The sequence below is a fragment of the Rhizobium sp. SVR5-9E genome (genome assembly GCF_056755095.1).
In genome coordinates, this window is sequence record NZ_JBNDHS010000126.1 from 1 (window position 1) to 14851 (window position 14851).

The 14851-nt window shown below is 58.7% G+C and carries 15 protein-coding genes; 9 read left to right on the plus strand and 6 right to left on the minus strand.

Translation table 11 applies throughout. The features are described 5' to 3' along the window. Positions 1 to 266 (minus strand): DNA cytosine methyltransferase (locus tag ACPYOJ_RS31205; protein WP_481419700.1); only part of this gene is annotated, 266 nt, incomplete at its 3' end. Further along, positions 263 to 469: a ribbon-helix-helix domain-containing protein gene (locus tag ACPYOJ_RS31210; RefSeq protein ID WP_201271752.1), complete on the minus strand. Its 207-nt coding sequence runs from the start codon at positions 467 to 469 to the stop codon at positions 263 to 265. The genes ACPYOJ_RS31205 and ACPYOJ_RS31210, both read right to left, overlap by 4 nt. A 249-nt stretch (positions 470 to 718) precedes the next feature. Between ACPYOJ_RS31210 and ACPYOJ_RS31215 the strand changes: the two genes are divergently transcribed. Next, complete coding sequence (locus ACPYOJ_RS31215; protein WP_481419701.1) at positions 719 to 1225, plus strand: hypothetical protein; 507 nt, start codon at positions 719 to 721, stop codon at positions 1223 to 1225. A gap of 179 nt (positions 1226 to 1404) precedes the next feature. Here the strand turns inward: ACPYOJ_RS31215 and ACPYOJ_RS31220 are convergent, their stop codons facing one another. Together ACPYOJ_RS31220 and ACPYOJ_RS31225 are read right to left on the minus strand one after the other, a co-directional pair. Then, positions 1405 to 2727 carry a DUF6602 domain-containing protein gene (locus tag ACPYOJ_RS31220; protein WP_481419702.1) on the minus strand — a complete coding sequence of 441 codons (1323 nt, stop codon included), beginning with the start codon at positions 2725 to 2727 and terminating at the stop codon, positions 1405 to 1407. Positions 2728 to 3289: 562 nt separating this feature from the next. Continuing rightward, positions 3290 to 4237, minus strand: coding sequence for a hypothetical protein (locus ACPYOJ_RS31225; protein ID WP_481419703.1), 948 nt, complete (start codon positions 4235 to 4237; stop codon positions 3290 to 3292). Between the two features lie 670 nt (positions 4238 to 4907). Between ACPYOJ_RS31225 and ACPYOJ_RS31230 the strand changes: the two genes are divergently transcribed. From ACPYOJ_RS31230 to ACPYOJ_RS31265, 8 genes are all read left to right on the plus strand, one after another. Then, entirely contained in the window at positions 4908 to 7493 is a 2586-nt protein-coding gene (locus tag ACPYOJ_RS31230) for a PAS domain S-box protein (RefSeq protein ID WP_481419704.1), read from the plus strand. A 393-nt stretch (positions 7494 to 7886) separates the two neighbouring features. Then, entirely contained in the window at positions 7887 to 8147 is a 261-nt protein-coding gene (locus ACPYOJ_RS31235; protein WP_481419705.1) for a DUF982 domain-containing protein, read from the plus strand. Then, on the plus strand, positions 8144 to 8626 hold the full coding sequence (locus tag ACPYOJ_RS31240; protein WP_481419706.1) for a DUF2243 domain-containing protein: 483 nt from the start codon (positions 8144 to 8146) through the stop codon (positions 8624 to 8626). The genes ACPYOJ_RS31235 and ACPYOJ_RS31240 overlap by 4 nt, the downstream gene beginning before the upstream one ends. Then, positions 8619 to 8780, plus strand: coding sequence for a hypothetical protein (locus ACPYOJ_RS31245; protein WP_481419707.1), 162 nt, complete (start codon positions 8619 to 8621; stop codon positions 8778 to 8780). The genes ACPYOJ_RS31240 and ACPYOJ_RS31245 overlap by 8 nt, the downstream gene beginning before the upstream one ends. Before the next feature lie 50 nt (positions 8781 to 8830). Next, a complete protein-coding gene (locus tag ACPYOJ_RS31250; RefSeq protein ID WP_481419708.1) occupies positions 8831 to 9307 on the plus strand; it encodes an NAD(P)/FAD-dependent oxidoreductase in 477 nt (158 codons plus the stop codon). Positions 9308 to 9342: 35 nt separating this feature from the next. Beyond that, positions 9343 to 10323 carry an IS5 family transposase gene (locus tag ACPYOJ_RS31255; RefSeq protein WP_481419709.1) on the plus strand — a complete coding sequence of 327 codons (981 nt, stop codon included), beginning with the start codon at positions 9343 to 9345 and terminating at the stop codon, positions 10321 to 10323. Positions 10324 to 10656: 333 nt separating this feature from the next. Continuing rightward, positions 10657 to 12579, plus strand: coding sequence for a molecular chaperone DnaK (dnaK, locus tag ACPYOJ_RS31260; RefSeq protein WP_481419710.1), 1923 nt, complete (start codon positions 10657 to 10659; stop codon positions 12577 to 12579). A 32-nt stretch (positions 12580 to 12611) separates the two neighbouring features. Next, a complete protein-coding gene (locus ACPYOJ_RS31265) occupies positions 12612 to 13187 on the plus strand; it encodes a nucleotide exchange factor GrpE (RefSeq protein ID WP_481419711.1) in 576 nt (191 codons plus the stop codon). A gap of 70 nt (positions 13188 to 13257) precedes the next feature. On the opposite strand, the gene ACPYOJ_RS31270 is transcribed toward ACPYOJ_RS31265, so the two are convergent. Next, positions 13258 to 13572: a chaperone modulator CbpM gene (locus ACPYOJ_RS31270; RefSeq protein ID WP_481419712.1), complete on the minus strand. Its 315-nt coding sequence runs from the start codon at positions 13570 to 13572 to the stop codon at positions 13258 to 13260. 19 nt (positions 13573 to 13591) lie between these two features. Then, positions 13592 to 14500, minus strand: a complete 909-nt coding sequence (locus ACPYOJ_RS31275; RefSeq protein ID WP_481419713.1) for a DnaJ C-terminal domain-containing protein — start codon at positions 14498 to 14500, stop codon at positions 13592 to 13594. Between the last annotated feature and the right edge of the window lie 351 nt (positions 14501 to 14851).

A 14851-nucleotide genomic window follows, 5' to 3' on the forward strand; every position in this document is an offset into this window, starting at 1 on the left:
GGTCCCAGACCGAGCTCTGCAACAAGATCTTCAGGGTGTGTATTGATGATGTCGCGCGCCTTGCTGTGACGTGCGTCACCACCGTGAAAGTTCAGACCATGGGAACGCGCTGCGTCCGGATCGAACTCTACCGCAGCACGCACGGAAAAGCCGATCGAGTGAAAGCCGAGTGAAAGACCACCGCATCCGGCAAAGAGGTCCAGAAGTCGCGGTTTGCCGCCGGCCTGTAGTCGGGCGATTTTCTGACGAATCGTGTCCGCGCTCATCTCACATCCTCTTTCGATCTCGGAAGACGCAGCGGGAGGTTCGTCTCTTCACCGTGCTCCGCGAGAAACTGCATGACTGCCGCACGGATAACCCACGCGGCGGAAACATCACTGGCATCTGCAAGCGACTGGATGCGGTTATGAACCGCTTCCGGAAGCATTACAGACGTTCTGACGGTTTTCTTATGAGCTGGAGCTTGCATGAATCATACCGGGTGCAGACATCGCCGAACCTATGCCAAAGTGGTGCATATTGCATCATGACTTCACTCAAATCCTGTGGACTGCGATTTTGAATTGGAACATATAGCGAACATCTATTGGATCCGCAATGCCGATCCTGAAGCTGCCTTCAATATGTCTTTGTAAGATTGGCAGAATCCGGGTTTCGCATCTTGAAAAATGCAGTCGCCTTTGACCAGACTATCGAGACGTAGAAACAGGAGGGATTCATGAACGAAACCGTGCCGGTTCAACTGGAGGAACCTTCTGATGAGCTGGTCCGCCTCAGTGATCTCGCCCTGCTTCGTTTGCGCGCACGTGTCGCGGCAGAGCTCAAAAAACGCGGTCTGGCCCTAAATGTCGGTCAGGTTGCGGAAAGCCTTGCGATTGCGACCTATAACGCTACGCCGGGTCGTGCCAACCTGCAGCCTGCTCCGACAGGCACACAGAACGTTGACGCGCTATCCAGACGCGGCGATCGCTATTCGATCAAAGGCGTGCTTGATGCCCGTAAGACCGGGACCGTTTATCCCGACCGGGAGGATCCGGACAAACAGTTGTTTGAGTACCTGATCGTCGTACGCATCGACGCCGACTGGCAGTTGGTTGCGCTTTACGAATTCGACTGGAAGACGTTCTGTGAAGTCCGCAGCTGGGACAGGCGCATGAACGCATGGTATGTTGGCCTTGCGGCAAGAACGCTCGCCCGCGCAACTCAGATCATGCCCCGGATCTGACGTGTCCATACAAGTGCGCTTTTTTTCGTGGAGTGCAGAGAAGGCGTAGGACAAGGTCGTTTTTTATCCAAATACCGTACTGCGGGGCGTCGTCCGAACCTCCCTGTGACGCCTATGCCACGTCAGCTTCGTCCAGGTCCACGAGAATCCTCGCTACGGTGAATGTTGCAATGTTAGTGCTATGTTCCGGGCGTTTGCGGTGTCCAGGCGCCTGCCTGTTCGATCCATTGTTTCATCCGATCTCGCTGTTGGGGAAAAATGTCGGACTCTGGTCGGTCGGAGAGGTAGTAGGCAAGCTCTCCTGGCGTATAGAAGCAGTGCTCAGCCTTGGCGCGAATATCGCAATAATAATAGGGCGCCAGGGGAATCTGCTTGATCGATCCGTCCAGCGGAATACGGAGATATCGATCTAGCATGTCGAAGAACACCGCTGCCTGGAGCGGCCGTCCGGCATAGCTCCCCAGTTCCTCAATCATTGGTTGAGGTTCGGTGTTATCTGTGTAACCGCTTGCCAGAAGCAATTTGTCTGGAATGCAAACCATGTCCACCATTGTGTAGATATCAGTGATCGGGACATAGGATATTCCATCATCCGGGTCGTCGCTTGGCAGTCGATGGAACGACTTCCATTCCTCGATAAGTGGAGGAGCGCTTATGCCGCCGAAGGCGAAAATGCCCTTAAACACCGGCGGTGATGGCCATTGCGGGCGGGCACATTCCGTGACTTGCTTCAGGGCCGTGCGAAACTTGCTCTTGCTGAGATAAGACTTCACCTCGATGACCGCCCTGACCGCCTCACGCGGAACGACTACAAGATTGCCGATCCGGAACAGCGGCGCGTAGTCGATCTGGTCGTAGATCAAGATATCGATCTGCTGATCGAAGCCATGGACGAAGCCGGTTGCCACGTGATAGCGGCGCGGCAGCCTCTGCTCCAGGAAGGATCGCAGGAGCTCCTCCTTGTCTGCACCGATCGTGGGTCGATGACCGATCAGCTGGCCAAGCTGCTGCGATCGATCCTTCAAGTCTGATGCGAGCATCGTCGCATGAATACGGATCTGTTCGAGCCGGCGGCCTTCGCCTGTTAGCCCGATAGTCACCGCTCCGTCTCGTTTTTTCGCAGGCGAAGCCTTCAGCATACCCTCCGACAACATCAGGCGGATGGTCGGCTCAACAAGAGTGGGATTGACCCCCGCCGTCTTCACCGCCAAGCACTTCAGGACGTCGAATGACAGCTGCCCGGACTTGCTGTGATATACAAGGTAGCTGACGACGTTGTTTATCGTGTCAATCATGCGCGCCTCGTCGCTGCCGCGGTCCGGCAGCCGAAAGAGTGCTAGCTCGTCGCTGATCGTGATTTGTTCATCCAAGATGGTTGAATTCTCGATCCAGTAGATGCGTTCAACACCATTTCCGCGGACGGCGATCCGCCTCTGTCGCGCCAGCGGGTCAGCAAGAGGGAGAAATACATCGCGATGCCGCAGCGAAGAGAGGGGATGCATGATCGGATCTTTTCCTAGCAAATGAGAGCGATCAGAGGGATATCGCCTCTGCGTAAACAAGGCGTCACCTGAGGAGGTGCCGAGTGTCCAACAGTGCAAGCGAAAAGCCAGGGGCCCTATAGGTAGCCCCGGCGCCGCCGCCGCCTGTCCGAGATCGTAACTTCGGCAGGCGGCGCTACGGGATTGCTGGCACAAGACAACGGTTGCAATCCCGGATCAAAGTTCTACTTCTTGGTTTCCACTCGCACGAAATAGCGGGTTCCAGGTTCGGCTCGTTTCACATCAGTTCTTTTGCTACCATTTTGCTCGGGCCTCGGTCGAGGCGACGATCCCCGGCCAGGGCATTGAGATCGTGCAATCGCTCTCGCACGTGATGCCCGGTATACCGTCGGTGCCGCGCTGACAGTCAATCAACTGGCGGCGTTTCGGCAACCGGCTGGATGCCAACGCCCCTACACTGCTGCCGACGCTGATAATGCTTGCCGCGGAAGAGCTCGGTCGATCGGCATTAGTCTGGCAGGCGCTGTAGCTCAGCATTATGCGGGTAGATGCGCGTTCGACATCATTTCGAGACGGTGAAAGCCTTTCGCAATCGGAAGAGGTTTGGCGGAAAATTGGATTGTTCTTCGTTCATCGGCATCGGATTAAAGCGGGAGGCGAGTACCTCCTTGATGATGAGAGGGCGAAAGCTTTCCTTCTCGCCGAGAATTTCTGCGCCGAGCGCCGTTCGCAAATCGAGCTCGATAACAAGCTCTGCAGCGGCCTGAAACGGTGCGCGCTCCAAAGCGTTGGCAAATGCTGATGCTAATTCGTGGGGAAGCCCTGACAGCATGGCAGGAAGGAAGCGTCGGTCAAAATCAAAACTAACGCAGTGTTGCTTGCCTGCGAACTCGACATTAGCCCCGGCGGTCATCAGTCTATCGTCCAGCCTGCCGACAAGATTGATACCCGCAGGCATGAGGACTACCTCTGCGCCTTCTGCCAATCCCAGCCGCGAAAGCGCGCATCCGAAATCTGGGGCGAAGCGGCGCAAACTGGGTTCCCTCAGTGTCCTCGGCGATAGGAACCGTTCGATTTCTTCCCAACGTGGCACAAAACCAGCGTAGTCGACCGATAGAATCGGATCGCTTTGATCAACGCTGAACACCACAAGGCGTTTGCCGTTGCATAGCGCAAAATGCTGTGATTTCACTTCTGGATGAATCGCATAACTATAGACTTGTTGTACGGCCTCCCGGCTTAAAACATCCTCCTTAGGACCTTTAGCATCGAGCACTAGGATTACCTTTCCCCCCGAAGTGAGGGTGTAATCCGGGATCAATTTGATTGGTAGCTTCCGGGTCCCGGCGTAGATGAATGGATGAGTGAGAATTTTGCTTCGCACCACGCGGTGTTCCCCCGATGGAGCGTAACCGAGGCGCGTTAGCATGGGTAAGATGATCACCTCCCTGACGGAGTCTTCCTTGAATTCGAGATCATCGAGCAGAGAGGAATCGAAGCCGGCAAACACACTTAGCCTCCCGCGGCGAGATAAGATTGGGGACCCGTACCACCCAAAGGGTGAGCTTGAAACAAGTACCGTGGGACGCGGTTTCGAGCAATCCAGAAGCCCGGAGAAACATCTGGGAGTTGAATGCTCTTGTTGCATTCAGCTTGCATCGAATTCATTCGGCCCGCGGGGGGGCACCGCCAACGCGCCGACACGCCCAATGGCTCGCCGCAGCTATGGTTCGACTTGCCAGGGTTCGATTCGGCCGGCCAGAAAGCCGTGGGGGGGGGCCGGGCGCAAAGCCCGCACACGAATCAACGGCGGGCAAGGAATATTCCGACATCGCGCTGATAAGATCAAACGATTAGTCAGCCTAACATTTTAGGTAGTCCGTGTTCGGTCAAACTAGCTACAAAAAATCTGCAGGGCGAAGGTCGAAGGACGCCCTACATGTGATGTGTTCGCCGCAAGCTTTGGAGCTTCTCTTCGAAAAAAGCTACAGCGAGTTCAACCGCCGAGCGGCGTTATCGGCTTCTCATCGAGCCAGTTGCCGACTAGGCGATCTACATGCTGGATCCGGCATGGAACATCACGAGCGAACGGTCGACCGTTTAAAAGCTGCTGACTTTTGCAACCAATTCAATGGCTTTGCGTTTAGACCCGATTCAGAGGAATGTTTTCCGGGGGAAGAATGAGCGAGGGCGCAATAAGCGCTGACGAGTGGCGTCAGATTGTCGACAGCGCGGTTGGTACGGCGATTATCACCAGTGACCTCGAAGGCCGGGTGACCAGCTGGAACGAGGGCGCCTCACGGATGCTGGGCTGGACCGCCGCTGACGTTCTGGGCGAAACACTGGAGCGCTTGTTCCCACCCGGAGAGGGTGCCGCAGCGCTCCGACAAGAGATGAACGATGCGCTGACGATAGGCCGCGGCGGCGGTACGGAAGGCTGGCGTATCCGTCGTGATGGATCAAAGATCTGGGCCGTCGGCGAGATGTCGCCGATCCGCGATCAGGCCGGTACGGTGATCGGGTTCACGAAGATCCTGCGCGATCGCACGGAGGAGCGGGCGGCTGAGGAGGCGATTGCGGCGGAACGCCGCGCGCTCGAGATACTCAACCTAGCAGGCTCCGCCCTTGCGGCCAAGTCGGATCTTCAGGAACTCGTCCAGATCGTCACTGATGCGGGCGTTGAGCTGACCGGCGCTCAATTTGGTGCCTTTTTCTACAATGTCGAAAATGAGGCTGGAGAGAGCTACATGCTTTACACCCTCTCCGGGGTGCCAGCCGAAGCCTTCTCCAAGTTCCCAATGCCGCGTAATACGGCGGTGTTCGCGCCGACCTTCGGAGGCGAAGGTATCGTTCGATCCGACGATATCACCATGGATCCACGGTACGGCAAGAACGCGCCACGCGCCGGCATGCCCGAGGGACATCTTCCTGTTCGCAGCTATCTGGCGGTGCCGGTCATCTCGCGTACCGGAGAGGTGACCGGGGGCCTGTTCTTCGGCCATGCCGACGTGGGCGTCTTCGACGATCGTTCGGAGCGGGGCCTGGAAGGCCTTGCGGCCGAGGCGGCGGTCGCAATCGACAACGCCAGGCTATTCCAGGCGCTAGAACGCGAGCTCGCGCAACGCCGTAAAGCGGAAGCCGAGCTGGCGGAAAGTGAGGCGCGATTGCGGCTGGCCACCGAAGCGGCCGAAATCGGCACGTGGGACTACGATCCCGCGTCCAATGAGCTTCGATGGGACGTTCGCTGCAAGCAGCTTTTCGGCCTGTCGCCAGAGGCGACAGTCACCTACGAGCGGTCCTTTATCGCGGGCATTCATCCGGACGACCGTGAGCGCGCGGATGAGGCCGTCCGCCGCGCGATCGATCCCCAGGGCTCAGGGCGCTACGACATCGAATATCGAACGATTGGCATTGAGGACGGCAGGGAGCGGTGGATAGCGGCGAGCGGACGCGCGTTCTTTAATCCCGGTCGCGGCACACGGTTTGTCGGTACTGTGATCGACATCACCGAGCGTAAAGCCACCGAGGAGAGGCTGCACCAGCTCAACGAGCGCCTCGAAGAACAGGTTGAAGCCGAGATCGGCAGACGAGCGGAAGCAGAGGAGGCGCTCCGACAAGCTCAGAAGATGGAGGCTGTCGGACAACTCACCGGCGGTATCGCGCACGACTTCAACAACCTTCTGGCCGGGATCAGCGGGAGCCTGGAAGTTATCGAAAGACGACTGTCTCAAGGCCGGAGCGATGGCATCGATCGCTTCATTAGGGGTGCACAGACCTCCGCGCAGCGCGCCGCGGCGCTGACCCAGCGGCTGCTTGCCTTCTCCCGCCGTCAGACTCTCGATCCGAAACCGACTGACGTGAACCGGCTGGTCTTCGGTATGGAGGATCTCATTACGCGCACCGTCGGCCCGGCCATCAAGGTCGAGGTCGTTGGTGCCGCGGGCCTCTGGCCTACCCGGGTCGACACCGCCCAGCTCGAAAGCGCGCTCCTCAACCTCGCCATCAACGCTCGCGACGCGATGCCGGGGGGCGGCAAACTGACGATCGAGACCGCGAACAAGTGGCTGGACAACCGTGCCGGGCGGGAGCGCGACCTGCCACCCGGACAATACATCTCGGTGTGCGTCACCGACACGGGAACAGGCATCCCGAAAGACATCGCCGACCGGATCTTCGATCCGTTCTTCACGACCAAACCGATCGGTCAGGGCACGGGCCTCGGTCTTTCCATGATACACGGTTTCGTGCGGCAGTCCGGCGGCCAGATCCGCGTCTACAGCGAACCTGGGCACGGAACGACGATGTGCCTCTATCTCCCCCGCTATACTGGCGAGATCACGGACGATGCTGAGGCAGTGGACACACCGATCCCGGAAATGGGTGCCGGCGAAACCGTGCTCGTCATCGACGACGAGCCGACCGTTCGCATGCTCATCGTGGAAGTGCTCGAGGAGGCCGGATATGTTGCGCTCGAAGCGGAAGACGGTCCGTCGGGACTTAAAATTCTCCAGACCGACGTCAGGATCGATCTGCTCATCACCGATGTCGGCTTACCCGGTGGTTTGAACGGTCGTCAGGTCGCCGACGCCGCGCGGCTCACCCGGCCGGACCTGAAGGTTCTGTTCGTCACGGGTTTCGCGGAGAACGCAGCTGTCGGCAACGGTCATCTTGAGGCCGGCATGGAGGTGATCACCAAGCCGTTTGTAATGACTGAGCTGGCCAACAAGGTCACCGACATGATCGAAAATCGGCATGCGGGTGCTTGATCAACGTTGTTTCTCCCGTGCCCGTGGCTGCTATCCGTCGCGGCGCCGGCGGAGTAGACGATCTGAAATGTCCCTGAGATGGTTATCAGCTGGTCGGTCGCCTGTTTTCACGTCGCCGGCCCGAGGCCGCAGGTTGAGTTCCTTTCAAGACCTGAGAGCCCCCCTGCGATAGATCTGGCATAATCGCGTCCGTTGATTACCGCAGCACGTCGCTTCAGAAGCCTTCCGCCCGGAGCACTGCGAGCCGATCTCTTAGCAGAGAAGCTTCGCAACGCCAGGAACTTGGTCGTCCCGACGATGCTGTGACCCGTTCGGTTGCGCACCCAAGTCGGAGGCCAGGGAACTTGCATCCCCTGCGCTGGTTCGTCCGTACGAAACGAATGGAGGTCTTTCATGGACAAGGTCATCGACGTCGATTTCCACGTCACCTGGCAATCGCCCGTCTTCGTCCGGATTGGCAACGGCATGCGGGAACGCATTAACGGGCCGGACGCGGCATTGGCGGCGCTTCTGCACCGCTGGCCGTCTAGCAGTCAGCCGGAATATGCCGTCGCCAAGCGTCGCTGCGTCGACGCGATCGCGAGTCACGGTAGCCCGGAGCTTGCCCGCATCGCGTTTGTTGAAGCGGCCGTCTCGGCTAGGGTCCTCGCATGATAAGATTGGAGCGGCGGCCGACACGATGCTTCCCGCTATCCGCCGGCCTACTTTTGGGCTTAGGCCTCGGAGGCTTCTTCGACGGCATCGTGCTCCACCAGCTTCTGCAATGGCACCATATGCTCAGTTCCTGGTATCCGATCACCACGATCGAGAACCTTGAGCTGAACACCTTCTGGGACGGCGTCTTCCATTCTGGTACCTACGTCTTCGTGCTCGCCGGACTCTTCATCCTGTGGCGGTCTGGCCGCCTCAGCCATTTTCGCTGGCCGACAGCCGACCTCGTCGCGACAATGCTGATCGGCTTTGGAGCATTCAACCTGGTCGAAGGCATTGTCGACCATCAGGTTTTCGGCCTCCACCACGTCAACGAAACCGTTCCTCGCGGAGAGTGGCTCTTCTGGGACCTCGGCTTCCTTGCCTGGGGTGGGGCGATGGTCGCCATCGGCGTATTGTTGATGAGGCGACGAAATGGCTGAGATGTTGCGTGAAGTCCGCACGGCGTTGATCTGGGCTGCTTTCGGTCTTGGTCTTGTCTTCGCGACCCGACCGGTGTGGTCGTTTCTTCTCTTCGGCCCAAACCTCACGCTTGAAGACCTGCTCTCATTGCGGTGCTTTGGCCTGCCGACATGAAGCGCCGGTCGAGCGCGCGACCTATCCCAAGCAATCGACGGAGCTGATCCATGACTGCGTATCCCGACCGACATGGCCTTGATGCCCTACACCGTGCCTCCCGCCATGTCGTCATCATTGGCGGCGGTTTCGGCGGCCTGGCCTGTGCCATGGAATTAGGCAACGCCCCAGATATTGATGTGACGGTCGTCGACCGTCGCTATCACAATCTCTTTCAGCCCCTGCTATACCAGGTCGCGACCGCCGCCCCGTCGCCGGCAGACATCGCCGAACCGATCCGCAAGACACTTGCCCGTTTCAAGAACATCAACATGATCATGGCAGAGGTGGTCGGCATCGATCCGCCGTCGCGCACGCTGTCACTGTCTGATGCCGATCTGCTGTCCTATGATCAGCTCGTCATCGCCACCGGCTCCGATTACAACTATTTCGGCCATGATGAATGGCGACAGTTCGCACCCGGGCTGAAGAGCATTCACGAGGCGCGACTTTGGTGCACGGATCAAATTTCAACATTTTCCATCTAAGCGGCTGCGACCGACACCAGCGTGAATGAACCGGCATGCCGCATAAACATAACGCCTCCCGCCGACATCGCATCGGCAAAATGAAATTCAAAGCGGCGAACTGGCGGGAGTATGAAGCGGGTCTTCGCCGTCGCGGCAGCCTAACCCTGTGGTTGACGCCGGAGGCGCTGTCGGGTTGGGCTGCACCGCGCCGAACGACACGCGGTGGTCAGCGGCATTACTCTGATCTCGCCATCGAGACGACCTTGATGTTGGGCATAGCGTTCGGACTGCGGCTGCGCCAAAGCGAAGGGCTTTTGAGTTCGGTGCTTGCGCTGATGGGATTGGATCTGCCCGTGCCCGATCACACGACCCTCAGCCGACGGGCAAGAACCTGGAAACCATCTGCCAAACGACGGGCTGAGCCAGATGCTCCACTTCACGTGCTGGTCGACAGCACCGGGCTGAAGATCTATGGCGCAGGCCAATGGCTTGAAGAAAAGCATGGTGCCAAGTCCCGCCGTGGCTGGCGCAAGTTGCATCTGGCGCTTGATGCCGACAGTGGCGAAATCATTGCGCATGCGTTGACAGATCAGGACACCAGCGATGCCTCGCAGGTGGCGCCGTTGCTCGACCAGATCGACGATGAGATTGGCCGGTTCACCGCCGATGGCGCCTATGATGGGGATCCAACCTACAACGCTGTCCTGCGCCACAGTACTGAAGCAAAGATCGTCATTCCACCGCGCGCAACGGCCGTGGCAAGACAGGAGGCTGAGCCGGTAAACCAACGGGATTGTCATGTCGCATCAATCCAGGCCGATGGTCGGCTAAAATGGCAGGCCTCCACCGGCTATGGCAAACGGGCTTTAATTGAAACGGCAATGAGTCGATACAAGGAGATCATCGGGCGTCGCCTGCGGGCACGTTCTTGCCCCACTCAACTGACAGAGGTGGCCATCGGCGTCGCCGTTCTCAACCGAATGCTCGCCTGCGGACGCCCGGAATCCGTCCGCGGCAAAGCGAAAGCAAACTGACTAAATCCATCACGGACACAACTGCTGGCACAAACCGATCGCTGCACCAACGCTATCATGGATGATACGTGCGGTAAGCGCCTGACCGCAAGATCGGCCCAACAGGTCGATCTCTTGCTGGCGCTGGTGACCACTTCGGTTTTTCATTGATTCTGCGCGCGCCTAAAAAATTCTTTGATGCAGTATCCGGCACTTTGGTATGATGCCGGAAACCGGCTGCTTTTACCTGAAGACGTGGCCGCATGTTGACGATCGTCAAGGCAGCCGTGCGCGAAAGAACATCCAGGCGCGCTGGTGTCTTTCCTCGCGCCGTAGCCAGGGACGGAGACGAACATGACGACCAAGGTAATCGGCATCGATCTCGGAACGACAAATTCCTGCGTCGCCCTGATGGAGGGCAAGCAGGCAAAAGTTATCGAAAATGCAGAGGGCGCACGCACAACACCCTCTGTCGTAGCGTTTGGCAAGGACGGAGAGGTTCTCGTTGGCCAACCGGCGAAGCGCCAGGCGGTAACCAACCCAGAGAACACCCTTTTTGCCATCAAGCGCCTGATCGGCCGCCGTTATGACGATCCCATCGCCGAGAAGGATAAAGGGCTCGTTCCGTATAAGATTGTCCGCGGCGACAACGGCGACGCTTGGATTGAGGCAAACGGGAAAAAATATTCTCCTTCCCAGATTTCCGCCTTCATATTGCAGAAAATGAAGGAGACGGCGGAGCGCTACCTTGGCGATAAGGTCGACAAGGCTGTCATTACCGTGCCGGCCTACTTCAACGACGCCCAGCGCCAGGCAACAAAGGATGCCGGCAAGATCGCCGGCCTTGAGGTCTTGCGCATCATCAATGAGCCGACGGCAGCGGCTCTTGCTTACGGGCTCGAGAAAAAAGGCCACGGCACAATCGCCGTCTACGACCTCGGGGGAGGCACCTTCGACATCTCGATCCTCGACATCGGCGACGGAGTCTTCGAGGTCAAATCGACGAACGGCGACACCTTTCTCGGCGGCGAGGATCTGGACAAACGGATCATGGATTACATCTCCGATGAGTTCAAAAAGCAGCAGGGAATTGACTTGCGCAACGATCGCTTGGCCCTTCAGCGCCTGAGGGAGGCCGCAGAGAGGGCAAAGATCGAACTCTCCTCGACATTGGAAACCAACATCAATCTGCCATTTATCACGGCCGATCAGAACGGGCCGAAGCACCTCGACATCAAGCTCACTCGCGCGAAGCTTGAAACGCTTGGCGACGATCTCGTGCGGCGCACGATCGAACCGTGCACGGCCGCCCTTAAGGATGCTGGCGTCGACGCCAAGAATGTCGACGAGGTGGTCCTGGTCGGAGGCATGACCCGTATGCCCAAGATTCAGGAGACCGTGAAGAACTTCTTCGGCAAGGAGCCGCATAAGGGGGTCAACCCGGACGAGGTTGTCGCTATCGGCGCCGCCATTCAGGCCGGCGTGCTGCAGGGAGACGTCAAGGACATCTTGTTGCTCGACGTGACCCCGCTCTCTCTGGGCATTGAAACGCTCGGCGGTGTCTTCACGCGCCTGATCGAGCGCAACACCACGATCCCCGCAAGGAAGAGCCAGGTTTTCTCGACTGCGGAGGATAACCAGCAGGCCGTGACCATCAGGGTCTTTCAGGGTGAGCGGGAGATGGCGGCCGACAACAAACTGCTGGAGCAGTTCGACCTCATCGGCATTCCGCCGGCGCCTCGCGGCCTGCCGCAGATTGAAGTCACATTCGACATCGACGCAAACGGCATCGTCAATGTCCATGCCAAGGACAAGGGTACCGGTAAAGAGCAGCAGATCCGTATTCAGGCTTCGGGTGGTCTCTCCGACGCGGATATCGAAAGGATGGTGAAGGAGGCGGAAGCCCATGCCGAGGAGGACAAGAAGCGTCGCGCGATGGCGGAAGCCCGCAACCAGGCGGAAAGCCTGATACATTCGACGGAAAAATCACTGGCCGAGCATGGCGACAAACTGGGCGCCGCTGACAAAACGGCGATGGAGAATGCACTCTCCGAACTCAAGTCCGCGCTTGACGGCGACGATGTCCAGCGAATCGAGGAGAAGACGCGCGCTCTGATGCAGGCCGCAACCAAACTTGGTGAGGCGGTGTATAAGGCTTCCCAGGCCACAGGCGGTACGGGCGATCAGGCAGAGACACAGCAAGGCGCAACCAGCGGCGGTGATGATATCGTTGACGCTGAATACGAGGAAGTCGACCGGCAGAAGGACTCGAAGTAGAGGACTATTGCGTTCCGTTGCGGGAGGCATGCATGACTAAGGAAAAAGCCCACGCTGACGATGAAAGGCCGATGGAAGAGCCGGGAATCGAGGCACTCGCGGCAGAATTGGCAGAGGTGAAGGGTCGCCTGATGCGATCGCTGGCCGATCAGGAAAATGTCCGCGCGCAAGCGCGGCGCGATAAGGATGAAGCGATGAGATTTGCTGCATCAGGCTTTGCCCGCGACCTGCTGCCGTCGATCGATAATCTCGAGCGGGCGATCGCCAGTGTGCCACAGGAAAAACGCGAGGAGTCCGCGGTGGCCAATCTCCTGACGGGGGTGGATGCGACGCGGCGTGCGCTCATCGAAACCTTTGCAAAGCATGGGCTGACGCGTCTCGATCCGCTCGGCCAGCCGTTTGATCCTCATCTGCATGAGGCCAGCTTCGAAACCAGCGATCCGCGTTACGCACCGGGAACGGTAAGCCATGTGATCCAGCCAGGCTATCTGTACCACGACCGTCTCCTGCGGCCCGCGCTCGTCGGCGTCGTTAGACTTTCACAAGCCGGGGAAGGCGTGCGCACAGCTGACGACGAGACGCGACCCTCCGGCAGTGCCAAGTCGTGATCACTCTTTCACCAGTCGGCCGGTACCGGATGAGCCATAGACGCTGCCGAGAGCCAGGATGCGCCCATCGTCACTCCTTCCGGGCGCCCTCCTCTTTGACCTTTCGGCCAGATCTCCTTGTTGTCGAGGTGATCGTGACTTGCCGATAGCTGGCATTTGCGCCCTTCAGCGCACGGCGAAGACCGTGGATCTGATCCAGCAGATGGAGCACCAGCGCGATGCCTTCGTCATTCACGCCCATCGGTCCGTGAAGGTGGAGAATGAGTCGGGCTCGTGCGAGATCAATGTCGGAGAGCCGCCAGCCATCTGATGTTTCCCGCGGAGAAATCCAGCCGCCTGGATCCAGGCGGCCAGTGCTTCGTCTGCAATTCCAGCCGAGACACAAAACTCCTTGGCAGTAAGCATCACATCCCCATCTTCCGCCGTGGGTTATAAGCTTGTCCGGGCCATCGCGACAGGAACTCTTCGAGTTCGGAATCAGGCGAGTCGGGAAGGATCACCTTCAAGGTGATGTACAGGTCGCCGCGCTTGCCGCTTCGCTCGGCGACGCCCTTACCTTTGAGGCGCAGGACCTTGCCGGTGTTCGAGCCCTTTGGGATCGTAGCGGTAACCGGACCTGTTGGGGTCGGAACAGGCACCTTGCCCCCGAGAACGGCTTCGCTCAATGAAATCGGCAATTCGAGGCGGATATCGTTGCCGTCGCGCTCAAAGAAGGGGTGCGGGCGGACGGTAAGTTCGATCACTGCGTCGCCCGATCCTCCACCTTGTGCGCCGGGTTCCCCCTTTCCCTTCAGGCGAAGTGTTTGGCTGTCCCTTGCGCCGGGCGGTATGGCAACGTCGAGGGAAGAGCCGTCCGGAAGCACGATGCGGTGTGTTGCGCCATTAACGGCGTCAAGGAAATCGACCTCCAGCCGATAATGCATGTCGGCGCCGCGCCGGCGGAAGCCGCGACGGCCTTGCGAGAAAAAGGCTGAGAGGATGTCGTCAGCGTCGCCGAAATCGGCGAATCCGGAGGGATCTTCATAGCGCTCGGAGCCTGCTCCTGCCTGCGCAAAGTCGCGGTAATATTGGCGCGGCGGCCGTTCGGCTCCTGATGCGTCAATTTCGCCGCGGTCGTAACGGGCCCGCTTCGTTTCGTCGTTAAGGATATCGTATGCCGCGGAAAGTTCCTGGAACTTGCGCTGCGCCTCCTTGTCACCGGGGTTCAGATCAGGATGCAGCTTCTTAGCGAGCCTCCGATAGGCGGCCTGAATATCCTTTTGCGACGCATTGCGAGCCACGCCAAGCAGGTCATAAGGATCGGTACTCGCCATCACAACAGCTCTCCGCATCCAGGCCCACAGACATCGGATGCCGCAAGGATAATCCGTCGTCGCGCTTGCATGAAGTGACGGTCGTCAACGACACCGGCTGAGCAGCGCAACGTACTTCAAATTACACATATTTCGGTAAGGAGAGAAGCCATGCTTGGTAGGATGATGCTGAGAGACATGCGGCCGGGCGGGTCGGTGCCTCGACCCCATGCGACAGATGGAAGAGCGCAAGCTCTCGGTTGTTATCCGACACGGTGTTACGTCCGCGTTCGATAACCTTAGGAAGGTCGTAGAGGTTGATGAAGGCCGACTACTCGTGCTCGAAAGTAAATCGTCCGCACACTCCAATGC

Coding starts and splice junctions, on each gene's coding strand:
- ACPYOJ_RS31230 (WP_481419704.1), top strand. CDS start 4,908: ATGAGCGAGGGCGCAATAAGCGCTGACGAGTGGCGTCAGATTGTCGAC.
- ACPYOJ_RS31220 (WP_481419702.1), bottom strand. CDS start 2,727: ATGCATCCCCTCTCTTCGCTGCGGCATCGCGATGTATTTCTCCCTCTT.
- ACPYOJ_RS31255 (WP_481419709.1), top strand. CDS start 9,343: ATGCCGCATAAACATAACGCCTCCCGCCGACATCGCATCGGCAAAATG.
- ACPYOJ_RS31245 (WP_481419707.1), top strand. CDS start 8,619: ATGGCTGAGATGTTGCGTGAAGTCCGCACGGCGTTGATCTGGGCTGCT.
- ACPYOJ_RS31215 (WP_481419701.1), top strand. CDS start 719: ATGAACGAAACCGTGCCGGTTCAACTGGAGGAACCTTCTGATGAGCTG.
- ACPYOJ_RS31250 (WP_481419708.1), top strand. CDS start 8,831: ATGACTGCGTATCCCGACCGACATGGCCTTGATGCCCTACACCGTGCC.
- ACPYOJ_RS31240 (WP_481419706.1), top strand. CDS start 8,144: ATGATAAGATTGGAGCGGCGGCCGACACGATGCTTCCCGCTATCCGCC.
- dnaK (WP_481419710.1), top strand. CDS start 10,657: ATGACGACCAAGGTAATCGGCATCGATCTCGGAACGACAAATTCCTGC.
- ACPYOJ_RS31210 (WP_201271752.1), bottom strand. CDS start 469: ATGCAAGCTCCAGCTCATAAGAAAACCGTCAGAACGTCTGTAATGCTT.
- ACPYOJ_RS31265 (WP_481419711.1), top strand. CDS start 12,612: ATGACTAAGGAAAAAGCCCACGCTGACGATGAAAGGCCGATGGAAGAG.
- ACPYOJ_RS31235 (WP_481419705.1), top strand. CDS start 7,887: ATGGACAAGGTCATCGACGTCGATTTCCACGTCACCTGGCAATCGCCC.
- ACPYOJ_RS31275 (WP_481419713.1), bottom strand. CDS start 14,500: ATGGCGAGTACCGATCCTTATGACCTGCTTGGCGTGGCTCGCAATGCG.